The 22,450-nt window shown below is 62.2% G+C and carries 24 protein-coding genes; 5 read left to right on the plus strand and 19 right to left on the minus strand.

The genetic code is table 11. The annotated features are described in order from the left end of the window. Position 1: 1 nt before the first annotated feature. Positions 2 to 475: a redoxin family protein gene (locus tag GWQ31_RS01665; protein ID WP_059111557.1), complete on the minus strand. Its 474-nt coding sequence runs from the start codon at positions 473 to 475 to the stop codon at positions 2 to 4. Positions 476 to 600: 125 nt separating this feature from the next. Between GWQ31_RS01665 and GWQ31_RS01670 the strand changes: the two genes are divergently transcribed. Next, on the plus strand, positions 601 to 1,527 hold the full coding sequence (locus GWQ31_RS01670) for a phenylacetate--CoA ligase (protein ID WP_234579075.1): 927 nt from the start codon (positions 601 to 603) through the stop codon (positions 1,525 to 1,527). Between the two features lie 78 nt (positions 1,528 to 1,605). Here the strand turns inward: GWQ31_RS01670 and yfcD are convergent, their stop codons facing one another. Further along, positions 1,606 to 2,088: an NUDIX hydrolase YfcD gene (gene yfcD / locus GWQ31_RS01675; RefSeq protein WP_059111555.1), complete on the minus strand. Its 483-nt coding sequence runs from the start codon at positions 2,086 to 2,088 to the stop codon at positions 1,606 to 1,608. A 208-nt stretch (positions 2,089 to 2,296) separates the two neighbouring features. Here yfcD and GWQ31_RS01680 point away from each other — a divergent pair, with 208 nt between their 5' ends. Next, entirely contained in the window at positions 2,297 to 2,512 is a 216-nt protein-coding gene (locus GWQ31_RS01680) for a DUF1107 domain-containing protein (RefSeq protein ID WP_219597597.1), read from the plus strand. A 55-nt stretch (positions 2,513 to 2,567) separates the two neighbouring features. Here GWQ31_RS01680 and GWQ31_RS01685 read toward each other — a convergent pair whose 3' ends face one another. From GWQ31_RS01685 to GWQ31_RS01750, 14 genes are all read right to left on the minus strand, one after another. Further along, complete coding sequence (locus GWQ31_RS01685; RefSeq protein WP_219590307.1) at positions 2,568 to 2,882, minus strand: DUF2845 domain-containing protein; 315 nt, start codon at positions 2,880 to 2,882, stop codon at positions 2,568 to 2,570. Continuing rightward, positions 2,879 to 3,892: an ABC transporter permease gene (locus GWQ31_RS01690; protein ID WP_005316842.1), complete on the minus strand. Its 1,014-nt coding sequence runs from the start codon at positions 3,890 to 3,892 to the stop codon at positions 2,879 to 2,881. Before GWQ31_RS01690 ends, GWQ31_RS01685 begins: the two co-directional genes overlap by 4 nt. A 94-nt stretch (positions 3,893 to 3,986) precedes the next feature. Then, on the minus strand, positions 3,987 to 4,868 hold the full coding sequence (locus GWQ31_RS01695; protein ID WP_096118102.1) for an ABC transporter ATP-binding protein: 882 nt from the start codon (positions 4,866 to 4,868) through the stop codon (positions 3,987 to 3,989). A gap of 141 nt (positions 4,869 to 5,009) precedes the next feature. Next, the gene (locus tag GWQ31_RS01700) at positions 5,010 to 5,621 is read right to left on the minus strand and encodes an FKBP-type peptidyl-prolyl cis-trans isomerase (protein ID WP_021138790.1); all 612 of its coding nucleotides are present in this window, start codon (positions 5,619 to 5,621) and stop codon (positions 5,010 to 5,012) included. A gap of 181 nt (positions 5,622 to 5,802) precedes the next feature. Next, positions 5,803 to 6,549, minus strand: a complete 747-nt coding sequence (locus tag GWQ31_RS01705) for a copper homeostasis protein CutC (RefSeq protein ID WP_275908491.1) — start codon at positions 6,547 to 6,549, stop codon at positions 5,803 to 5,805. A gap of 41 nt (positions 6,550 to 6,590) precedes the next feature. Then, positions 6,591 to 7,493: an ROK family protein gene (locus GWQ31_RS01710; RefSeq protein ID WP_021138788.1), complete on the minus strand. Its 903-nt coding sequence runs from the start codon at positions 7,491 to 7,493 to the stop codon at positions 6,591 to 6,593. 110 nt (positions 7,494 to 7,603) lie between these two features. Continuing rightward, the gene (locus GWQ31_RS01715; protein WP_275908492.1) at positions 7,604 to 8,110 is read right to left on the minus strand and encodes a GNAT family N-acetyltransferase; all 507 of its coding nucleotides are present in this window, start codon (positions 8,108 to 8,110) and stop codon (positions 7,604 to 7,606) included. Further along, a complete protein-coding gene (locus tag GWQ31_RS01720) occupies positions 8,098 to 8,904 on the minus strand; it encodes a M48 family metallopeptidase (protein ID WP_011898477.1) in 807 nt (268 codons plus the stop codon). Before GWQ31_RS01720 ends, GWQ31_RS01715 begins: the two co-directional genes overlap by 13 nt. A 168-nt stretch (positions 8,905 to 9,072) precedes the next feature. Continuing rightward, the gene (locus GWQ31_RS01725; protein WP_111587428.1) at positions 9,073 to 10,047 is read right to left on the minus strand and encodes a phosphate ABC transporter substrate-binding protein PstS family protein; all 975 of its coding nucleotides are present in this window, start codon (positions 10,045 to 10,047) and stop codon (positions 9,073 to 9,075) included. A gap of 176 nt (positions 10,048 to 10,223) precedes the next feature. Beyond that, positions 10,224 to 11,519 (minus strand): phosphate regulon sensor histidine kinase PhoR, encoded by a 1,296-nt coding sequence (gene phoR, locus GWQ31_RS01730; RefSeq protein WP_021138784.1) that lies wholly within the window; start codon positions 11,517 to 11,519, stop codon positions 10,224 to 10,226. An 8-nt stretch (positions 11,520 to 11,527) separates the two neighbouring features. Further along, entirely contained in the window at positions 11,528 to 12,217 is a 690-nt protein-coding gene (gene phoB, locus GWQ31_RS01735) for a phosphate regulon transcriptional regulator PhoB (RefSeq protein ID WP_005316860.1), read from the minus strand. A 102-nt stretch (positions 12,218 to 12,319) separates the two neighbouring features. After that, complete coding sequence (locus GWQ31_RS01740) at positions 12,320 to 12,730, minus strand: VOC family protein (protein WP_275908493.1); 411 nt, start codon at positions 12,728 to 12,730, stop codon at positions 12,320 to 12,322. A gap of 148 nt (positions 12,731 to 12,878) precedes the next feature. Beyond that, entirely contained in the window at positions 12,879 to 14,189 is a 1,311-nt protein-coding gene (locus tag GWQ31_RS01745) for a GGDEF domain-containing protein (RefSeq protein WP_219592826.1), read from the minus strand. A gap of 328 nt (positions 14,190 to 14,517) precedes the next feature. After that, on the minus strand, positions 14,518 to 16,176 hold the full coding sequence (locus GWQ31_RS01750; protein WP_275908494.1) for a sigma-54-dependent Fis family transcriptional regulator: 1,659 nt from the start codon (positions 16,174 to 16,176) through the stop codon (positions 14,518 to 14,520). Between the two features lie 247 nt (positions 16,177 to 16,423). Between GWQ31_RS01750 and GWQ31_RS01755 the strand changes: the two genes are divergently transcribed. After that, entirely contained in the window at positions 16,424 to 17,941 is a 1,518-nt protein-coding gene (locus tag GWQ31_RS01755; protein ID WP_265422658.1) for an aldehyde dehydrogenase family protein, read from the plus strand. Between the two features lie 44 nt (positions 17,942 to 17,985). On the opposite strand, the gene GWQ31_RS01760 is transcribed toward GWQ31_RS01755, so the two are convergent. After that, complete coding sequence (locus tag GWQ31_RS01760) at positions 17,986 to 18,807, minus strand: helix-turn-helix transcriptional regulator (protein WP_065401421.1); 822 nt, start codon at positions 18,805 to 18,807, stop codon at positions 17,986 to 17,988. A gap of 104 nt (positions 18,808 to 18,911) precedes the next feature. Between GWQ31_RS01760 and GWQ31_RS01765 the strand changes: the two genes are divergently transcribed. After that, positions 18,912 to 19,811, plus strand: a complete 900-nt coding sequence (locus GWQ31_RS01765; protein WP_125597917.1) for a DMT family transporter — start codon at positions 18,912 to 18,914, stop codon at positions 19,809 to 19,811. 125 nt (positions 19,812 to 19,936) lie between these two features. Here GWQ31_RS01765 and GWQ31_RS01770 read toward each other — a convergent pair whose 3' ends face one another. Together GWQ31_RS01770 and GWQ31_RS01775 are read right to left on the minus strand one after the other, a co-directional pair. Beyond that, complete coding sequence (locus GWQ31_RS01770) at positions 19,937 to 20,362, minus strand: carboxymuconolactone decarboxylase family protein (RefSeq protein WP_059111542.1); 426 nt, start codon at positions 20,360 to 20,362, stop codon at positions 19,937 to 19,939. Continuing rightward, the gene (locus GWQ31_RS01775) at positions 20,359 to 21,342 is read right to left on the minus strand and encodes an aldo/keto reductase (protein WP_265452782.1); all 984 of its coding nucleotides are present in this window, start codon (positions 21,340 to 21,342) and stop codon (positions 20,359 to 20,361) included. The genes GWQ31_RS01770 and GWQ31_RS01775 overlap by 4 nt, the downstream gene beginning before the upstream one ends. Positions 21,343 to 21,438: 96 nt before the next feature. On the opposite strand from GWQ31_RS01775, the gene GWQ31_RS01780 reads away from it, so the two are divergent. Next, a complete protein-coding gene (locus GWQ31_RS01780; RefSeq protein ID WP_275908495.1) occupies positions 21,439 to 22,347 on the plus strand; it encodes a LysR family transcriptional regulator in 909 nt (302 codons plus the stop codon). The last annotated feature ends 103 nt before the right edge of the window (positions 22,348 to 22,450 follow it).

The raw sequence follows: 22,450 nt of genomic DNA on the forward strand, positions 1-22,450 counted from the left end.
TTCAAAGTGCCGCCAGCAGACTGGAGGCATCGGAGACCTCGAACTTGCCGGGCGCCTCAACAAACAGGCGGGTGACCACACCATTCACGGCGATCAGGGCAAAGCGCTGGGCCCGCAAGCCACCGAAGGCGCCAGTGTCCTTGGCAAGGCCCAAGGCTTGCGTCCAGCTGCCGTCTCCGTCCGCCAGCATGGTGATGGCGTCGGCGTTCTGGGCCACCTGCCACGCCTTCATCACAAAGGCATCGTTCACCGACAGGCAATAGATGGCATCCACCCCTTTGGCCTTGAACTGGTCGGCCACTACCACGTAACCGGGCAGGTGGGCATTGGAACAGGTAGGGGTAAAAGCGCCGGGTACTGCAAACAGTACCACCGTCTTGCCGGCAAACAGGGCCTGGCTATCCTGCACCTGCTTGCCCTCGGCGGTGATAAAGGTAAATTCGCCCGCAGGCAGGGTCTGGCCAATGGCAATCATGATATCTCGTCCGTGATGAAGATAAGGAACCACAGTCTACCCCAGCCAGTGAGCCGGCAACACACCCCCATCTGCATCGCCATTTGAACTAACCTTGAGCAGGATCAGCCGACCAAGGAGGCCTCATGCAGCACTATTACGACGGACTGGAAATTCGCCCCTCCCCCTTGCGAGAGCAACAACAACTGGAGCAGCTCAATCAGCTACTCACCCATGTCGGCCAGTATTGCGCCGGCTACTCCAGCGCCTATCGCCAGCGCCGTTTGCAGGCGTTGGGCGAGCTGGCCACACTGCCCCTGCTTGACGCCGCCGACCTGTTTGCCGCCCAGCAGGCCCACCCGCCCTTCGCCGGCCTCACGGGTCGGCCGGCCAGTCAGGCGCTGCGGGTCTTCGCTTGTCCGGGCCAGCTGGCCATTCCCGAATATGCGGGCGCGGACTGGTGGGGGGCGGCGCGGGCCCTGTTTGCCGCCGGTTTCAAGGCAGGGGAAGTGCTGCTCAACGGCCACGACTACCACATCAGCCCCACCGCCTTCATTTTCGACAATGGCGCTCGCCAGTTGGGGGCCCCCGTGGTGCCTTGTGGTCCCCACGATACCCGCCGTCAATTGGAGGCCCTGCGACGCTACGAGCCGACAGGATTTGTCGGGCCACTGGCGGTGCTGCTGGATCTGCTGGAAGCGGCGGAGCTGGCCGGGATCCCGAGCGACAGCCTGCGCTCTGCCCTGTTGTGCGAAACCTCCCACCCCGACACGGCGCCACTGCAGGCGGTCCACGGTATCCGTGCACTCAACTGCCTGGTGTTGCAGGATCTGGGAGTGCTCGCCTACGAGAGTCAGCCCGGTCAGGGCTTTATCGTCAACGAAAGCTGCATCGTCGAGATCATCGATCTCGCCACCTCGGAGCCAGTCATCGGCGATGCGGTCGGCCAGCTGGTGGTGACCCGGCTCGACCTGGAATATCCCCTGTTGCGGCTGGTCACCGAATGGCAGGGTCACTGGCTGGCGGGGGCCAGTCCGTGCGGGCGCACCAATCGGCGCCTCAGGCTGGTGTAACCAATGCAAAAAATGCAAACGGGCAGCCATCAGGCTGCCCGTCTTGTATTTGGCGAGGAGAATATCTGAAGAAGAGGTTTACCGCCTCGCCTGCCAGGTGGCGATGGCAAGCAGGGAATCCGGGGTAAACTCGGTGGCGCGGGCGGCGATCTCGGCCTGGCTCATCCAGTGCACCTCGCTCACCTCCTCGGCCTGCAGCTGCAGCGGGCCCTGATAGTGGCAACTGAAGAGACCGCCCCAGACCCGGTATCCCTCCCCCTCGGCATAGAAGGTACCAAACCCCTGCAGGGGCACATCTTCGATGCCCAGCTCTTCGGCCAGCTCGCGGCGGGCAGAGGGCTCCATCTGTTCGCCCGTGGTCACCACACCACCGGCGCAGGCATCCAGCATGCCGGGGCAAAAATCCTTGCTGAGGGTGCGCCGCTGCACCAGGATCCGATCCGTCTGGTCGAGCACCAGAATATAACTGGCGCGATGGCACAGGTTCTCCCGCCGCACCCTGGCCCGTTCGGCCACCCCGATCACCCGATTATCCGCATCAACCACATCCACCCATTCCACGCGCAGGCCCTTTCGCTCATGTCGTTCAATTGCCCGCAGTATATCGGGGCAAGGAGGGGTCAGGGCAGCACTTTTTCACCTCATGGGTACAGACACGATCCCCGGATACCCGCCGTGACACGGATTCATACAAACCTTTATTAAATGTCACATTAGTGTCACCCATGGACGGCATAGTGTGCCCTGTCCAAGCAACAGGTGTTTTGTGATGAAGGTGTTCAAGAACTTGTCTCCCCGCCAGATTGCCCGCTACATCAAGAGCTTCCATCGCGGCAGCTTCATGGTGGAGGCACTGGGGCGATTCGAATTCAGCGGCGGAGAGATCAATCTGCAGAGCCTGACCTGCCGTCAGACCCTGAGTCTGGCCCGGCAGATCAATCTGGAGGTTCGCGGCCTGCGTCACACCAACCTGCTGTTGGGGTAACTTCCATAGTCCTTTCTGTTTGTAGTCTGCTTCCATACTGGTTTTTGCCCGCCGGCTAGTCGCCGCGCGGGCCATTTTCTATGTCGGTGACCACACCGTTGCGCACTGTCACGAAGCGCATGAAGGCATTCTTGCCAAAGTTGTAGGTCCAGCGCTCGCCGTATGTGACCTGCACCAGATTGCCAAACTGGTTCACCTCGTTGCGGGTCAAGGTTTCACGCAGCATGGGCTCGCCACACTTGAGCAGCATCTCGGCGGTGCTGTCTCCCTCTGTGATGAGGGCGTTCTTGCAACGCATGGCATCGGCACTGGCCGGTATGCTCAGCAACAGCAGGGCCAGGGCGGCTCCCAGAGCCAGAGGTCGTTTCATTGGCTATTCCATTTAAACAGGGCACTGCCCAGGGTGAGACAAGAGAGGGTAAACAGTACAACCCAGCCCAGCGGTGCGGCCACCTCGGCCCAGCCTGCCCCTTCCAGCATGACGGCTCGGGCCGCCGTGATGATCTGGCTGAGCGGTAGCCAGGCCGCCAGCTGTTGCAGCCAGACCGGCGCCCCTTCCAGCGAGAACCAAACCCCGGAGAGAAACATCATGGGCATGCTGATGACGTTGAGCAGGCCGCTTGCCAGCTCTTCGTTCTGAATGCGGGCGGCGATGAGCAGACCCAGTGACGCCATGGCGGCCCCGCCCACCAGGGCGATAAGAAGCAGCAACCAGCCTGAGCCGAGCAGGGGCACACCAAGCAGGCCGTAGGCCACCAGAAACACCAGCAGGCTCACCACCAGGGTAATCAGGATCCGCGACAGCAACTGGGCGCAGAGAAACTCGGCGGCGGAGAGCGGCGTTGCCCTCAATCGCTTGAGCACACCGTTCTTGCGGTAACGGACTATGACAAAGCCGACCCCGAACAGGCCGGAAAACATCAGGTTCATGCCGATCACCCCGGGCAACAGCCAGTCACCATAACGGATCGCCTGACCGCTCAGAGTCTCTTTCACCAGTGGCTGAAAAATCGCCTGGCGCAGCAGGTATTCGGCCAGCGCCCCCTGGGCGGCATCCGGGTTGACCCAATAGCGACCCGAACCGGGCGAGAGCAGCAGATCCAGCTGATGGTGGCGTACCTTGAGTCGCCCCTTTTGCTCATCGTCATAGGGAATGAGTTTGAGCAGCGGAATGGCGTTCAGAGGCGCATAGGCAGCAGGCAAGTCCCCCACTACCCCCATCTGCACCAGCGGCTTGGGCGGGCCGGAGAAGATGAGGGAGAAACCTATCACCAGCAACAGCGGGAAGGCCAGATTCCACACCAGAGCCGCCCTGTCCCGCACAAACTCCAGATTGCGGGCATAAAAAAGCGCACCGATCCGTTTTATGGCGCCTTTCATGCTCCGCTCCTTGTGCACCAAGCTGACGAGCGGCGCGACCACAACAAGTCTCGCGTATGGAGGTGGGTGCCAACACGGCATCTTGTCATGCTGCTCATGCGCCACTCCTCAGGCTATGGCCGGTCAGGTGCAAAAAGAGATCCTCCAGGTTGGGAGAGCGTACCTGCATGCCGGTCAGCGGGACGCCAAGGCTGAGCAACTGCGGCAGCAGGAGTGCCACGTCGGGACAGGTCAGCTCAACCTGATCGCCGTGGGGCAAGAGCGGATAGCCCAGGCCGGCGAGGGCCGGGTGATCCGGCAATCGCACCAGCACACCGTCAAAATGCTGGGCCAGCAAGGCCGTGGGGGTATCCAGGCTGAGCAAGTGGCCGTGATCGACGATGGCGATGAGATCGCACAACTGCTGCGCCTCGTCCATATAGTGGGTAGTGAGCACCACCGTCTTGCCCTGGGCCTTGATCGCTTCGATGCGCTGCCAGAAGTGGTGGCGGGCCTGGGGATCCAGCCCGGTAGTGGGTTCATCCAGAAACAGCAACTCGGGGTCACCGAGCAGAGCGAGCGCCAGCAGCAGGCGCTGACGCTGACCGCCGGAGAGCTTGCGACTGTCACGGTCGATGAATTCGCCCAGGGCACACAGCTCGATGAGCCGCTCCTGGGGCAAAGGATGGGGGTAGAGGCTGGCAAACAGGCGCAGGGTATCGCGCACAGTCAGAAAATCCTGCAGCGCCGTGTGCTGGAACTGGATGCCGATGCGGGAGCGGTAATCGGGGCCGCGGGGGGCGCCATGGAACAGGATCTGGCCGCTATCCGGGGTGAGGACCCCCTCCAGCAACTCTATGGTGGTGGTCTTGCCTGCCCCGTTCGGGCCGAGCAGACCGAAACAGCAACCGGCTGGAATGGCAAAGCTGAGCCCGTCCACCGCCTTGACGCCGGGAAAGTGCTTGATGAGATCGACGACTTCGATGATGGCTGCCATGACTTGTCTCCCAGGAGAAGCCCTGACTATATCCAAATCTTTTGCAAAGGCACATTGTCTATCGACAAGGGCCCGCCAGGCAGAGGCGCATCAAAAAGAAACGGCGACTTGTAAGTCGCCGTTTGCATCAAGCCAGCCGGATCACAGAATGTCCAGCAGCTCCACTTCGAATACCAGGGCAGAGTAGGGCGGGATGGAACCGGCACCACGAGCACCATAGGCCAGATCCTGCGGAATATAGAGCTTCCACTTGGAGCCAACCGGCATCAGTTGCAGGGCTTCAACCCAACCGGCGATGACGCCGGTGACCGGGAATTCAGCCGGCTCGCCACGGGCGACCGAGCTGTCAAACACACCACCGTGGGTGAAGGTACCGTGGTAGTGCACGCGCACGGACTGACCGGCCACCGGCACGGCGCCATCGCCTTCTACCATGACTTCGTATTGCAGACCCGAGTCGGTCACCTTGACGTCGGCACGCTTGGCGTTGTCAGCCAGGAAGGCTTCGCCATCGGCGGCGGCCGCCTTGGCAACGGCTTCCTGCTCTTCCTGCATGCGTGCAGTGATAACCTGGAAGGCATCATTGATATCGTCACGGCTGACCGCGAACTCCAGACCATTCAGGGCATCTGCCAGACCTTGTTGCAGGGCCGGGATATCCAGACCGGCGAAGGCTTGCTGCGCCAGTTGCTCGCCCATGTTGCGGCCGATGCCATAGCTGGCCTTCTGTTCGATAGAGTCGTATTGGGACATTGAGATGTTGCTCCAGATCCAAGTAATAAAGAGGCGGGATGATATCAGACTTTTTGGCCAGGTGCTGCCGCCGGTCGCCCTGATTTCCCCGCCCGTGGGAGGAACTTCACACAAGAAGAGCAGGATCGCCGCCCATCGGCGGCGATCCTGTCAGGCACAATGACGCTGTGAGCCTTTGGACTCAAACCTCACTTGCTGTGACATCAGCGCGATCCAGCAGGGCCCGCACAGCAGCCACCTTGACACCGTCGGTGATATTGACCCGGCCGTCATCAGAGGTGCCCATGTTGACGCCATGGGGTACCATGCCGCCGCGCCAGCCCATACCGGACATGTGCACCTCGTTCACCCCGGTAAATTCGATGATGGTGCGCACGTTGTCGGCATTGATCCCGGCACCTGGCATCAGGGTGGCTCGGCCTGCCAGTGCCTGTTGCATGGCCTGCAAGGTCTCGAGCCCCGCCAGTGCGGTCGGTGCATGGCCTGACGTGAGAATCCGCTCACAACCGGCCGCTATGATGACCTCCAGATCGGCACGCCAGTCGGAGCAGAGATCGATAGCGCGATGGAAGGTGACGCCAAGGGGACCGGCTGCCGCGACCAGTTGCCTGAGCTGGGCAGCAGGCACCCGCCCCTCTTCATCCAGCAGCCCCACCACCACACCTTGCAACCCGGCGGCGCGGGCGGCGGCGATATCCTGCAGCATCATCTCGAACTCCCCTTCGCTGAAGCAGAAATCACCGGCACGGGGGCGGATCATGGCATAGACAGGGACGCTGGCATGGCGTGCGGCCAGCTGCATGAAACCATAGGAGGGGGTCAAACCACCCAGCCCCAGCGCAGAGCAAAGCTCGATGCGATCCGCGCCGGCTTGCTGGGCGGTGAACAGGGATTCCAGGTTGTCGATACAAATTTCAAGACGGGTCATGATGACTCCTTTATTGGAGAGATCAGACAGCACATCTGATCTCATAAATTGAGCAGGGCCGCACCCCGCACCCCACCGGCACCGCCGAAGCGGGCCTGGCGGATCTCGGGCAGAGCGACACCGGGTAGCAGGTGGCCGGGCAGACGCAGCGGCAACTGTTGGTACAGGGCGGGCAGACCGCTCAAGCCGCCCCCCAACACGACCACCTCGGGATCAACCACAGAGATGGCGGTAGCGAGTCCGGCAGCCATGATCTCGAGCCAGCAGTCGACCGTGGCCACCGCATCAGGCTCATGGGCCTCGAAGCGTTCCACTATCTGGTGACCGCTGGCACGCTGACCGTGAAAATGGTGGTAGAGCCGCTCCAGCCCGCTGCCGGACGCATAGGTTTCAAAACAGACCAGGCGGCCACAGCCGCAACGGGGACGAGGCAGGTCGGGATACTTCATCAGCATGGTCGCAGGCAAGGGATAGTGACCTATCTCCCCCGCCAGCCAGTTACGGCCCTGGATGAGTTTGCCGGCCAGGTAGACGGCACCACCTATGCCGGTGCCTATGGTGACCCCCAGCGCACTCTCGGCACCTGCCGCCGCGCCCTGGTGCACCTCCGACCAGAGAAAGCAGTTGGCATCGTTGTCCACCTTGACCATACGACCCAAACGCTCGGCCAGATCGGCGCCCAGATGGCGACCATTGATGGAGGGCAGGTTCGCCGCCACTATGCTGTGATCGTGCCGATTGAGGATACCGGGAAAGCCGATGCCCACGGCGCCTCTTGCACTGAAGCGGGCGTCAGCCTCGAGTACCCGCTGGCAGATCAGCTGCTGCAGCCCCTCGTAATCATTGCCGGGAGTGCTCATGCGCTCCTCATGACAGAGATTCAAGCCGCCGTCATACACAGCGAACGCTATCTTGGTGCCACCGATATCAAAGCCGTAATACATGCTCACACTCCCTTGTCGGCGAGTTGCCTCACCTCAGCCTGTCCAGAGGGGCACATTGTATTAATTCGCAAAAAAAATAAAGTGACCGAGGGCGAAAAACGGGAGCCGGATCAAAGCAAACGGAACATTTGCCGTTGCAGGCAAGCCTGGCCAAGGCTCATCAGGGTGCGCTCCTGGCCCTCGAAGGCGAAACCGCGACGCAGGTAAAACCCCTCGCCAACCCGATTGCCATCGAGCAGCCACAATCTGACACCTTCACAACCGGCGCGCCGCATCTGCATGGCCACCGCCTGCCACAGCCGCTTGCCATAACCCAGGCGCCAATGATCGGGGTGGAGGTAAAACGCCCGGATCCAGGCGGTGGGATATTCACCCTCTTGCGCCAGCTGCCAGTAGAGCAGGCCGATGACCACCTCATCCAGACAGAGCAGCATGGGTCTTGGGCCCGGCTCGGCGAGCCGACTGCGCCAGATTTGCAGATGCTCGGTCACCGCCAGCTGGGCCAGCATGTCGTTGCCAAGCACCTCACCGTAGGCAGCGAGCCAGCTGGCTCGCTGCATCACCGTCATGGCGGGAGCATCATCAAGCCGCGCCATGCGCAGGCTTATGCCTTGCATTGGGGTACCAGACCGGAGGCGCGCGCCTGCTCATAGAGTGGCCGGGCCTCGGCCTGCTGGGCCTGCAACTCGGCAATCCGGTTTTCGTTGCTGGGGTGGGTGGAGAGCAGCTGCGGCGGCGCCTTGCCACCGGCGGCGGCGCTCATGTTCTGCCACAGGGGAACGGCTTCGGCAGGATTGAAACCGGCACGGGCCATCAAGTCCAGACCCAGCCTGTCCGCTTCGCTCTCCTGCTCGCGGCCATAGGGCAGCATGACGCCCACCTCGACCCCGAGCCCCAGCGCCGTCATGGTGGCACCGCGATATTCGCTGCTGCCCATGGCGATATCCGCCGCCGCCAGACCAAGACCGGTCAGCTGGCTGCGGGAGAGTCGCTCGTTGGAGTGCTGGGCCAGCACGTGGGTCAGCTCGTGACCGATGACGGTGGCGAGCTGATCCTGATTCTTGGCGACCTTGAGCAGGCCGCTATAGACCCCTATCTTGCCACCGGGAAGGGCGAAGGCGTTGACCTGCTTGGAGTCAAACACCACCACTTCCCAACTGGTGATGCCATAACTGGCGGGCACCTGGGCGGTGACCGCCTTGGCAACACAGGAGACATAGGCATTGAGCTTGGCATCCTTGCTCACCTTCTCCTGCTTTTTCATCTGTTCGAAGGAGTCGGCACCCAGCTTGCTCATCTGTTGGGGCGAAAACAGCAGCATCTGGCTACGACCGGTAGGAGACTGGGCACAGCTGGCCAGCAGGGTAGAGCAGAGCGCCGCCAGGCCGAGCTTGAACAGGGGAGATGTCATGGAGGTGTCCTTCACCATAAAGATGCCCTATTTTCGGAAATGCAGGCGTCCGGCGCAAGTCGACAAATCGCCAGGTTCGGCGAAAGCGGTCACATGGCGTCCCTCCAGTCTTGCTCAAAAAGAAAACGGGCCCCGCTGGGGCCCGTCTTTGAGAGGAAGAAAACCGGCTTACATAATGCCCAGTTTCTTCAGGTCGGCTTCGACCACTTTGGCCGGGACAGGTACGTAACCATCTTTGGCGACTATGCTTTGACCCGCCTTGGAGAGCATCATCTTCACGAACTCCTGCTCCATCGGGGCCAGCGGCTTGTTCGGGTGCTTGTTCACGTAAACGTACAGGAAGCGGGACAGCGGATACTTGCCGGTGATGGCATTATCAGCGCTCGCTTCGATGAAGGTCTTGCCATCTTTGGACAGCGGCACGGCGCGTACACCCGAGGTGACATAACCGATACCTGAGTAGCCAATGCTGTTGAGGGAAGCAGAAACGGACTGCACCACGGAAGCGGAACCAGGCTGCTCGTTCACGCTGCTCTTGAAGTCGCCATCACACAGGGCGTGCTCCTTGAAGTAACCGTAAGTACCGGAGACTGAGTTGCGACCGAACAGTTGCAGATCCTTGGACGACCAGTTGCCATCCAGACCCAGATCAGACCACTTGGTGGCAGCCTTGGCTTCGCCGCACTTGAGGGTGCTGGAGAAGACAGAGTCCACTTGCTGCATGGTCAGCCCCTTGATGGGGTTGTCCTTGTTGACGAACACGGCCAGGGCATCGACCGCGACGCGGATGGCGGTTGGCTTGTAGCCATAACGCTTTTCGAAGGCCTCTTCTTCACCGGACTTCATGGCGCGGCTCATGGGGCCGAACTGGGCAACACCCTCGGTCAGCGCGGTCGGCGCGGTTGAGGAACCGGCAGCCTGGATCTGCACGTTGACATTGGGATAAACCCGCTTAAATTCTTCGGCCCACAAGGTCATCATGTTGGCCAGGGTGTCAGAGCCGACAGAGGACAGGTTGCCCGAGATGCCGCTGGTCGGAGTGTAATCCGGCAGGTCTTTATCCACACCGGCAGCCAGGGCGCTGACAGAAAACAGGGTTGCTGCGGTAAATCCGATTACACCAGCCAGTTTGTTGAGTTTCATCCAATCTCTCCAAAGTTACAGAAGGTCCGTTCTTAAGACGGCGCCAGTATCTGACCTGGCAGTGACAAATTTATGGATTTAATGTGACACTTTAATGACATGACAAGGCTTTTGACCAAATGAAGAGAGGGCAGCGTCTGCTGCCCTCTCTTTCGCTAACTTATTGCCAGTAAAGACTATTTAACCACTACCATACGGGCAGGGATGAGAAAGCTGAAACGGCTGCCAGCACCGATCCGACTCTCGATATCGAGCTGACAGTCGTGATGGCTCAAGGCGTGTTTGACGATGGCGAGTCCCAGTCCGGAGCCACCAGTATGCCGTGAACGAGCCTTGTCGACCCGATAGAAACGTTCGGTCAGACGCGCCAGATGCTCGGCCGGGATCCCCTCCCCCTCATCCTCCACCGCAAACAGCGCCATGGCGCCCTGCTTGCGCCACGCCACGCTGATCTTGCGACCCGCCGGTGTGTAGTGAATGGCGTTGTAGACCAGGTTGGAGACGGCGCTGCGCAGTTGATCATTATCCCCTCGCACGAAAAGGTTCGGTTGCACCAAAAATTCAATCTGGTGTGCCCGCTCCCCCGACAGCGCCCGTGCCTCCTGCTCCAGCAGTCCCAGCATGGCGGGCATGTCCACCAGATGGGAGAGATCCACGGTCGGAGCCGCCTCGATACGGGACAAGGTAAGCAGCTGATTCACCAGATTGTCCATGCGGATGGTCTGTTCCATCATCACCTTGTGCGCCTTGGCCCACATGGCGGGCGGCGGCGGCTCTTCTGTCATCTCCAGATAGCCCTTGAGCACGGTGAGCGGGGTACGCAGTTCGTGGGAGACGTTGGAAACGAAGTGCTTGCGGGTCTTCTCCAGACTGCGCAGCCGGGTGACATCACGCACCACCAGCATGGCCTGATCCTCGGCGTAGGGCATGATGCGAAACTCGAGAAACTTCTCCTCATTGATGGGAGAGTTCATCTCGAACGGCTCGTCATACTGCCCCTTGCCCAGATAGGCGCCAAAGGCCGGACTGCGAATGAGGTTGCCTATGTGCTGACCGGCATCTTCCGGCCAGCGAAAACCAAGCAGTTGCTCCGCCAGCCGATTGCACCAGAGGATGCTGCCGTCGGTGCGAAACACTACTGCGGCATCGGGCAGTGCCTCGGCACCCTCCCGAAAGCGGCGGATAAGACCCGCCAGCTCGCGGCGACGGGCCCGGTGACGCTGCTGCAACTTGTAGATGCCGTTGAAAATATACTCCCAGCTGCCGCTGCCATTGGGGGGAACCAGGCTGCGATCGTGCCACAGCCAGTCCGACAGCCGCTTCAGGAAGCGATAGTGCCAGCCCAGGTGCAGCACAGTGGCTGCCAGCAGGCAAAGGGCGAGGGTATTCGTCAACCAGCCGACCAGAACGAAGGGCGCATAGAAGAACGCCATCCGCCACAACTGTCGCCGCCAGGCATAAGGTTGCAACATAACTTCCTCTACAGACGGGTTGAGAAGCGATAGCCTGCGCCGCGCACCGTCTGAATCAATCGATCGTGACCCGTCTCTTCAATGGCCTTGCGCAAGCGACGAATATGCACATCCACGGTTCTGTCCTCGACATACACATTGGTACCCCAGACATTGTTGAGCAACTGCTCGCGGCTGTACACCCGCTCGGGGTGAGTCATGAAGAAGTGCAGCAACTTGAACTCGGTCGGTCCCATGTCCAGCGCCCTCTCTTCGGCACTGACTCTATGGGAAACCGGATCCAGCTTGAGCCCCTGCACCTCGATCACCTCATCCACCGAGGTGGGGGAGACGCGGCGCATCACGGCGTGCAGGCGGGCGGTCAACTCCTTGGGGGAGAAGGGCTTGGTGATGTAGTCATCGGCGCCGGCCTCCAGGCCGCGTACCTTGTCCTCTTCCTCACCACGGGCGGTCAGCATCACCACAGGGATCTGGCGGGTCACCTCATCCTGCTTGAGTTGCTTGATGAACTGAATGCCACTGCCACCGGGCATCATCCAGTCCAGCACTATGAGTTCGGGGTAGGGTTCACACACCTTCGCCAGTCCATCGGCGTAATCTTCCGCCTCGATTGTTTCGTATCCCTTTTGCTCAAGCACGAAGCAGAGCATTTCGCGGATCGGTGCTTCGTCCTCGACCACCAGAATTCGCTTAGCCATATCCCTTCTCTCTCCTGTGTGAAGATGGGTGCGCCAATTATTAGAATTTTCTGTGACACTTTTATGACTTTATGACAGGCGAGATGATAAACGTTTTCAGATTCAGTTGGCAGCAGTGAGTTGCAGCAGGTCCCAGCGGTTGCCACTGATATCCTCGAACACCACCACCATGCCGTATGGCTCGCTACGTGGCTGTTCACAAAAATGAACACCGTAGTCCAGCATGCGCTGGTAATCAGCCCAAAAATCGTCGGTTTCGAGGAACAGAAATACCCGGCCACCGCCCTGCTGACCGATGGCGGCCTGCTGATCGGGCGTGGCGGCGCGAGCCAGCAAGAGCGCCGAGCCGGGCGCGCCGGCAGGCGCAACCCGCACCCAGCGCTTGCCCGGTTTACCCGGTTCATCGAGGGGGGTGTCTTCCAGCAATGTAAAACCCAACCCTCGGGTAAAGAAGGCGATGGCCTCGTCATAGTCGGCCACCAGCAGGGCCAAAGCGCCAATGTGTTGTGCCATGGGGAATAACCTCAACAGATGAATGAAGGGGACCAACGCCCCGGCTGGCGCGCATCATAGCGGCTTGGGGACTTGGGCTCCAGCAGCAATGCCCCGCTCGAAGATCAGGCCCTTCCCCTGCCACCAGACCTGCGTTCTATTCCACCTCCTATTCCACCTCGACCCGGTTGCGCCCCCGCTTTTTGGCCTGATAGAGCGCCTCGTCGGCCCGCTTGAGAACCTGCTCCAGGGGATCCCCGCGCCGCTCCGCCACCCCGAACGAGGCCGTGATGGACAGCGCCAATGGCCAGTGCGGATAAGCCACCAGAGCGGCGCGCAGCCGCTCCGCCAGCGCCTTGGCACGGGCCTGTTCGTAGTGCAGGCAGACCAGCACGAACTCCTCCCCGCCCCAGCGCACCAGCCGGCACAGGCTATCGCAGTGGCGCAGGACTTCGCTCACCATGTGCTTGAGCACCTCGTCCCCAACCGGGTGACCATGGCCATCGTTGACAAGCTTGAAGTGGTCTATGTCGATGTAGATGAAAGAGAGGGGCATATCGCCGAGCTCGGCCAGCAGCTTGTTGCCACCGAACCGGTTGAGGGCGCCGGTCAGGGGATCGTACCTGGCCTCCTCCTCGGTGCGCCGGGTCTGCTCGCAGAGGCTCTGGCTGCGCGCCTCCGCCACCTGTCTGGCCTCACGGGCCTTGCGCAATCGATCCCGCATCAGCAGGTGCTGCACCATGAACAGCAGCAGGCCGTAAACCAGCCAGCTCAGCAGCAGGGGACGATAGAAGGCTCCCGGTTGCACCCAGCGACCATAGAACTCCATCCGCTCCAGCACCAGCCGGTAGTGGCCAGGCTGCATGCCTATGCCGGAGGCGATTTCCACTGCATAGACATGGCGCAGGTCCTCCCCCTGCTGGGCCAGCGGAATGCGGTACTGCTGGATCCACCAAGTGGCCGGCGTGAAGACCCGCAGCGGCACGTCCTGCAGCCGCCCGTAATCATCGGGACGAAAGATCACCTCGTTGAACTTGTGGGAGGTGGCATCACCCGCCCGGGAGTAAATCGGGTGGTAGTTGCGCAGATAGAGGCGCCAGAACTGGGGCTCTGGCCCCTCGACCTGCAGCTGGATGCGCGCCCCCTCAAAGCGGGAGAGATCGATGCCCTGCTCCGGCAGACTCAGCGTCAGGATCAGTTCACAGAAGGGGTACTCATAGCCTTCGCGCAACTGGCAGTCGATGGCTGGCTTGTCCGTCGGCGCAGGATAACCGCTTTGCTGGCCGGCGGCAGACAGCAAGGTAGTGACAGAGGCGCCACCATGGATCCTGTCATCCTGCACCGCCACCGACAGGCGGGCATTGGCCAGCATGTCGAGCCGCCGATCCGGCCCGAATTCAAACAGCAGGATCGCCAGCAGACTCAACCCCAACAACACCCAGAACAACACATTGGCCAGACGAGAATAGGAAAAGGTCATATAGGCTCCACCCGACTAGGTGCTCTGACTCCATACCCCGAGATCCGCACGCCCGGATCCCGTGGTTATTACACGCGCCAACACCGGCGCCATACCGTATTTCTTCAGCCGGGTACCGGCAGACAGACCCGGACCAACCCGGGATCAGGCGCAGCCGTACTGCAGCAGGCTGGAGGCGCCAGGTTGGCGCCCCGGAAAGCCACGCGCTTGCCAATCAGATTGTGAATCTCAGGATAGAACACTCCATGCCATGAAAAATAAAGAGAAATCAATAAAAAGGGCCCTGATGGCTCATCTTGCACAAGGGGAATGGCGGGCAACAAAGCCCTCAGGGTCCTTCACGCAGCGCCCGGTAGAGGGTGGTGCGACTGATGCCGAGCTGGCGCGCCGCCTCACTCACATTGCCCCCGCACGCCGCCAGGGTCTGCCGCACCCGCAGACGGTTCTGTTCACGCAAGGTGGCGGTACTCGCCTGCGACGAGGCCGCTGCCGATGCGGCGGGCAGATGCAGGTGAGCGGGCTCAATCCAGCCCCGCCCTTCCGCCAGCACGCAGGCCACCTCCAGCGCCTGCTTGAGCTGGCGTACGTTGCCGGGCAAGGGATGGGCCAGCAGTTGCTGCTCCGCCTCCGGCGTCAATTGCAGGGCCGGGTCCATCTCCGAGAGCAGGCGCTGGATCAACCCCAAGCGCTCGCCCTGTGGCCATGCCCGCAGCGGTGTCAGCTGCTGGCGCCAGCCGCAGACCCGGTAATAGAGGTCCTCGCGAAACGTCCCGGCCTGCGCCATGGCCGCCAGATCCCGGTGGCTGGCGCTGACCAGCCAGAAATCCACCACTTCGGGCTTGTGGCTGCCGACCGGGGTAACGCTGCGCTCCTGCAGCACCCGCAGCAGCCGGGTCTGGGCCAACAGCGGCAACTCGCCAATTTCATCCAGCATCAGGATGCCGCCGTGGGCAGCGCGCAGATAGCCCTGACTGCCCTGGCTGCGGGCACCGCTGAAGGCCCCGCCCACATAGCCAAACAGCTCGGCCTCCACCAGATCTACCGGCAGGGCGCCACAGTTGACACACACCAGGGGCTTGTCCTGCCGGCTCGACGCCCGATGCAGGGCACGCACCAGGTGCTCCTTGCCGCTGCCGGTCTCCCCCTCGATGAGCAGCGAGATGCCGCGCTCCAGCATCTTGAGCGGCACCTGTGCCGACCCTTGTTGCACTGTTTGCCGGGGCGCCACAACCGGCTCTGACACCAGCCGCAGGCCACGGCGTTCGCGCAGCAACTGCTGGCCATCGAACCTGTGCTGGCCGAGCCAGAGTCGTCCGGCCCGGTTGGCGCCGAGCAGCTCGCCCCCCTCCCCCAGCAGCAAACGGGCGGACCAGAGACTCTGGGGGTCGAGATCAACCAGCCAGCCCGGCTGGCGCGCCAGCAGCGCGTTTTCCAGCGTCATGGCCAAGAGCCGAACCGTGCCCAGCATGTCGCCATCGTGGTGGGCCGCATCGGTGGAAATGTCGAGCACCCCGAGCAATTGCCCGTCCGGCCCGAGCAGGGGGCAGGCGCTGCAACTGAGGAAGCTGTGCTGGGCGAAGAAATGCTCGGACCCCAGCACCTGCACCTCGCTCTGCTCGGCCAGCGCTGTACCGATGGCGTTGGTGCCCTTGCTCGCCTCCCCCCAGCGGGCGCCGCTGCGCAAAAAAATGCGCTCGGCGTGGCGAGCGAAGCCGTCGTCACCGCTGGCGGCCAGTATGGCCCCCTCGCCGTCACACAGCAGCAGGCGACAGGGCCTGCCCGCCAGCAACTGGGCAAACAGCGGCAGCACGAAGCGCTGAAAACAGGCAATCAGCGTCCTGTGTTCCTCCTGACGGGCCGACAGCTCCCCCTGGGGCAGCAGATCCAGCTCGGCGCTCTGCTGGCGATGCAGGCCCTGATGCAGGCAACGCTGCCAGGAACGCTGGATTGGACTGGGGCTGGAACTGTACTGCGGTAACTCGCTCATCACGCCTCCTGTTCAAAAACGGCACGACTGTCGCGGCCACTGTCCAGAAACGGCACAGTTTTATCGCCACAGCCTTGGTTATTGGTTAACCAAGATACGCTGCCGCACCCAGTTTGATAACGTTTTTGTAACCTTTTGTGCGCTGGTCAGACCCTTTGGCATGGCCCTTGCGATAACCCCTGCGTACCACCCCGGCCAGCCAGCACGTGCAGCAGGGCAGGACCTTCACACACATAAGGATGATGAGATGATTTATACCGCTCCCGGTCAGGCAGGTGCCCTGGTCAGCTTCAAGTCCCGTTACGACAACTTCATCGGGGGCGACTGGGTGGCCCCCCGCGCCGGCCGCTATTTCGAGAACATCTCGCCGGTGGACGGCAAGGTGTTCTGCGAGGTGGCCCGATCCGACGCCGCCGACATAGATCTGGCGCTGGATGCCGCCCACAAGGCGTTCGCCAGCTGGAGCAAGACCAGCGTCACCGAGCGCAGCAACCTGCTGCTGCGCATCGCCGATCGCATCGAGCAGAACATCGAAGTGCTCGCCATCGCCGAGACCTGGGAGAACGGCAAGGCGGTGCGCGAAACCCTGGCCGCCGACCTGCCGCTGGTGGTGGATCACTTCCGCTACTTCGCCGGCTGCATCCGTGCCCAGGAGGGCTCGGCCGCCGAGCTGGATCAGCACACCGTCAGCTACCACTTCAAGGAGCCCATCGGCGTGGTCGGCCAGATCATCCCCTGGAACTTCCCGCTGCTGATGGCGGCCTGGAAGCTGGCCCCGGTGCTGGCGGCCGGCTGCTGCAGCGTGCTCAAGCCCGCCGAGCAGACCCCGGTCACCATCATGCTGATGATGGATCTCATCAAGGACATACTGCCCCCTGGCGTGGTCAACGTGGTCAATGGCTTCGGCGCCGAGGCGGGTCAGGCGCTGGCCACCAGCGACCGGATCCAGAAGCTGGCGTTCACCGGTTCGACTGAAGTCGGCGCCCATATACTGCGCTGCGCCGCCGACAAGCTGATCCCCTCCACCGTCGAGCTGGGTGGCAAGTCCCCCAACATCTATTTTGCCGATGTGATGCAGCACGAGAGCCAGTATATCGACAAGGCGGTGGAAGGCATGCTGATGACCTTCTTCAACCAGGGCGAGGTGTGCACCTGCCCCTCCCGCGCGCTGGTACACGAGAAGATCTACGACGACTTTATGGACAGGGTGCTGGCCCGGGCGCGCACCATCGTGCAGGGCAACCCTCTGGACACCGCCACCCAGGTCGGGGCGCAGGCGTCCCGCGAGCAGTTCGACAAGATACTGAGCTACATGGAGATAGGCCGTGGCGAGGGGGCCAAGATGCTGATAGGCGGCGGCCCGGCCAAGGTGAGCGGCCTGGAGGGGGGCTTCTACATCCAGCCCACCATTTTCTCGGGCCAGAACAAGATGCGGGTGTTCCAGGAGGAGATCTTCGGGCCGGCGCTCGGGGTCACCACCTTCAAGGACGAGGCGGATGCGCTGGCCATTGCCAACGACACCCAGTATGGCCTGGGGGCAGGTCTGTGGACCCGCGACAGCAACCTGGCCTGGCGCATGGGGCGCGGCATCCAGGCCGGCCGGGTCTGGGTCAACTGCTACCACGCCTATCCGGCCCACGCGGCCTTTGGCGGCTACAAGAAGTCGGGGATAGGCCGCGAGACCCACAAAATGATGCTGGATCACTACCAGAACACCAAGAACCTGCTGGTGAGCCACGACATCAACCCCCTCGGCTTCTTCTAGGCCGATCACACTCATGAGAAGGGCGCCTGCGGGCGCCCTTGTTGTTATGGTTCGCCAGGCGACCCTTCCCGATCTATTCCCATGCCTCCCAGCTGCTGGCGATAGCGCTGGGGTGAGCAGCCCAGCTCACGGTTGAACATGGCGATAAAGGCCGAGGTTGAGCCGTAACCGAGCCGCCAGCCAATTTCCTGCACTGGCAATTCCCCCTTGAGCCAGGCCAGCGCCTTGAGCAGCTTGAGCCGGGCCCGCCACTGGCCGAAGTTCATGCCAAGTTCACGCACGCAGCGTCGGGCCAGGGTGCGCTCCGTGCTGTGCAACTGCTCGGCCCACTGGGCCAGGGTGCGCGGATCGGCAGGGTCACTGCGCAGCGCCGCCAGCATGGGGGCCAGCAGCTTGTCCTGGCTCATGGGCAGGTAGCTGTCCTGGCAGCGGGTGCGGGTCAGCTTCTCCACCAGCAGCTCGGCCTGGCGCACATCCCATTCATCCTGCATATGGCCCAGCTTGCGCTCGCAAAAATCCGCCAGCATGGCCCGGATGAGCGGCGTCATCTCCAGCAGGCAGGGCTCGGCAGGCAGTCTGGCCGCCAGGGCATGATTGACATAGATGGAGGTATAATCGAGGGCCTGCTGATTGTAGGAGGCATGCTCCAGATCCGCCGGCACCCAGATGAGGTAGTCGGCGGGAGCCACCAGCCGGTGCTGGTCCAGCACTATCTCCATCACCCCCAGGCTTATCAGGCTAAGCTGGCCCCAGGGGTGGCTGTGGGGCGCGCAGGCACTCTCGGCCTGGATCTGCTGATAGCGCAGATAGAGGGGGTTGGGCTCGGGCAGGGCTATGTCCGTCGAGTGATAGTGATGTAGTGCCATATCAGGGCAACTTGTCCTTTCTGCGGGATGAATTGTCAGTTTTACGTTACTTGATAACAGAAAGACAAGAGTAGACTGGCCATCTCGATAACAAGGAGCCTTTGATGCGTATCTTCTTCCCGCTTATGTTCCCGCTGATGGCCGTGCTGATCTGGGCCACCAATACAGTGGTGTCCAAGGCCGCCGCCGATGTGCTGGATCCCGCCGCCATCTCCTTTTACCGCTGGGTGATCGCCGCCCTGGCGCTGACCCCCTTCTGCCTGCCGCAACTGTGGCGCCGCCGTCGCGAAATCCGCCCCTGGCTCGGCAAGCTGCTGGTGCTGGCAGCCCTTGGCATGGTGCTTTACCAGTGCCTCGCCTATTACGCAGCCCACACCACCTCGGCCACCAACATGGGGGTCATAGGTTCGCTCATTCCGCTGCTGACCCTGCTGCAGAGCGCCCTCTTCTTCGGCCAGCGCCCGGGAAAGCAGGCGCTGCTTGGCATGAGCATCTCCCTGTTCGGGGTGTTCTGGCTGCTGAGCCAGGGCCAGCCGCTGGCCCTGCTGCACGACGGCATCAACCCGGGGGACGGACTCATGCTGCTCGGCTCCGCCAGCTACGCCCTCTACGGCCTGCTGATCCGCCGCTGGCAACTGCCGTTTGGCCCCTGGCTCAACCTCTACATGCAGATCCTGCTGGCTGTGCTGCTGCTCATCCCGGTCGCCCTCAGCGCAGACTCCCTGGCGGTGCCCGCCGAGGGCTGGGGTCTGGTGCTGTTTGCCGGGCTCGCCTCCTCCCTGCTGGCGGCCTACTGCTGGATGCGCGGTCTCGCCTGCATGGGGGCGGAGCGCACCTCTGTGTTCATGAACCTGATGCCGCTGTGCACGGCGCTGATCGCCGTCATCACCCTGGGGGAGCCGATTCACGGCTATCACCTGCTGGGTGGCGGCCTGATCCTGAGCGGCGTCATGCTCTCCCAGTTCAAGCCCAGGGTACGCCCCGCCCTTGTGGAAGAGGCATAAACCGGCGAGACAAGCCGCTGCAGCACAACACAAGAAGGGAGCCTCGGCTCCCTTCTTGTTCGCTAAAAACCACAGGCTCGGTTATCCCGGCGCCAATGGTAAGCCCCTCCCGACACAACTGTGATTCAGGTTTGCTCGTGGTGCGCCTTGTGCGGGTCGCGCCGGGCCTTGTCATGAGCAGCAAAGGCTTTTCGGGCCGCGCTGATGCCATTCATGCAGGCCGGGACACCGGCATAGACGGCGATCTGGAGCAGGATTTCGATGATGGTTTCCCGGCTGACGCCCACATTCAACGCGGCCCGGATATGAAATTCGAGCTGCCCGGGTGCATTGCCCATCGCCATCAGCGCAGCAACGGTAAGCATCTCACGGGTGCAGAGATCAATACCGGGACGGGAGAGCACATCGGCAAAGGCAAATCCCAACACCAGTTCGGCAAAATCTGGCGACAGGGCATCCAGATTCGCCGCGACCTGATCCGGCGCCTGCGGGTCGAGCCGGGCCAGCAGCGCAAAGGCCTGTTCACGCCGCTCGGACGATAAGCCGCTCATGCGTTCACCCCCTTCATGCCTTCCCGGGTATAGCGATCCCCTGCCACTGGCAAGGCCCTGATGGCACTATCCAGCGCGGCGAGATCCCCGGCCTCCAGACGCACCGACAGGGCGCCCAGGTTGTCCAGCAGATGGGGGATCCGCCTTGTGCCGGGGATGGGCACTATGTCATCCCCCTGCGCCAGCAGCCAGGCCAGGGCGATCTGCGCCGTCGTGCACTGCTTGCGTGCCGCCAGGGCCATGATCACCTCCACCAACGAGCGGTTGGTGGCGATGTTTTCCTGTTGAAAGCGCGGCAGGCTGGCCCGAAAGTCACCCTCTTCAAACGCCGTATCCTGCTGGAAACGTCCGGTCAGAAAGCCGCGCCCCAAGGGGGAGTACGCCACCAGGCCAATGCCCAGCGCGCGGCAGGTTGGCAGCACCAGGGCTTCGACATCCCGCGTCCAGAGGGAATACTCCGTTTGCACCGCCGCCACCGGATGCACGGCATGGGCGCGCCTCAAGGTGGCCGCGCTGACCTCGCACAGGCCGACACGGGCAATCTTGCCCTCCTGCACCAGCTGCGCCAGCCCTGCCATCGTCTCTTCGATGGGGTGCGCCGGGTCGATGCGATGCACATAGTAGAGGTCTATCTGCTCGACCCCGAGCCGGCGCAGCGAGGCTTCACAGCTCTGCCGTGCATACTGGACGCTGTTGTCCAGGGTGCGCCTGTACTCGCCACTCTGGCGGACTATGCCGAACTTGGTGGCGACCTTGACCCCGGCTCCGTGGGTCGCCAGGAAGCGGCCTATCAGGGCTTCATTGTGGTGCGGGCCATACATGTCGGCGGTGTCGAGAAAATCGATCCCCATCTCGACAGCCCGGGCCAGCACCCGCAGCGCCTGCTCATCATCCCGAGGGCCATAAAACTCACTCATGCCCATGCAGCCGAGACCCATGGCGGATACGTCCAGATCAGTGCCCAGTGTTCGTCGTTGCATACATTTCTCCTTACAAGATGGAGGTCAGTATGGTCTTCCGAATATGATTCAGGTATAGACTGGATTGGTAGTCAGCTTTCCGATTTTGGAAGATACATGAACGCTCTCTTGCTATGGGATGACGCCCGGGTCTTTCTGGCCATCGCCCGCAGTGGCACCTTGAGTGGCGCCGCCCTCGCCCTTGACATGGGCATTGCCACTGTCTCTCGACGGCTGGATCGCCTGGAGTCGGCACTGGGTTTGCCGCTGTTCAGTCGTCATCAGCACGGCTATCGACTGACCGACGATGGGGATGCCTTGCTGGCGCGGGCCGAAGCGCTGGAACATGCCGGGCATGCCTTTGGCGAAGCCGGGCAGCAGCAGGGGCAGGTGGCAGGATGCGTGCGCCTCGCCACCGCAGACAATCTGGCCAATCCGCTCATTATTCCCTCCCTGGCCAGGCTGTTTGCCATTCATCCCGATCTGAGGGTGGAGCTGGTCACAGGCGTGCAAACGGTGAACCTGCACAGGCGCGATGCCGATCTGGCCGTGCGCATGGCCAAACCTGACACCGGCAACGTCACCATCAAGCGGCTGGGCACCCTGGGCTTCGGCCTCTATGGGGCCAGCAGTTATGTCGATAGCCGTCATCCGGGCACAGATGCCGCTGGCTTCGATGAGGATGCTTTTATCGGCTGGGGGGAATCCCACGGCCATTTGCCCGCCGCCAAATGGATTGCGCGCATGCTGCGTGGGCGCCCCTGCAGGGTGGAGACCAATACCCTGTCGGCCCAGCTGGCCGCCGCCACCGCCGGTCTCGGGCTGGCGGTACTGCCCCATTATCTGGCCAAAGAGACGGACCTCGTCTGCCTCCTGCCCGAGCTGGGGGTAGATCAGCCGATCTGGCTGGTGATCCACACAGATCTCGCCCACTCCAGACGGGTGCGGGCCGTCGCGGATCACCTGATCCAGCTGTTTGAAGAGGCCGAGTCAGCCCTCCACCCTTTCCCTCTGGGCGCACTGTGAACAAGGCTGGTTAGGAAGGGCTGCAAAGCATATGACAACAGGCAGACAGCAAGAAGGGAGCCCAGGCTCCCTTCTTGCATTGCATCTGCGCGCAAAAAACGCG

Source organism: Aeromonas sp. 2MA4 (genome assembly GCF_029237305.1).
Taxonomy (GTDB): Bacteria; Pseudomonadota; Gammaproteobacteria; order Enterobacterales; family Aeromonadaceae; genus Aeromonas; species Aeromonas salmonicida.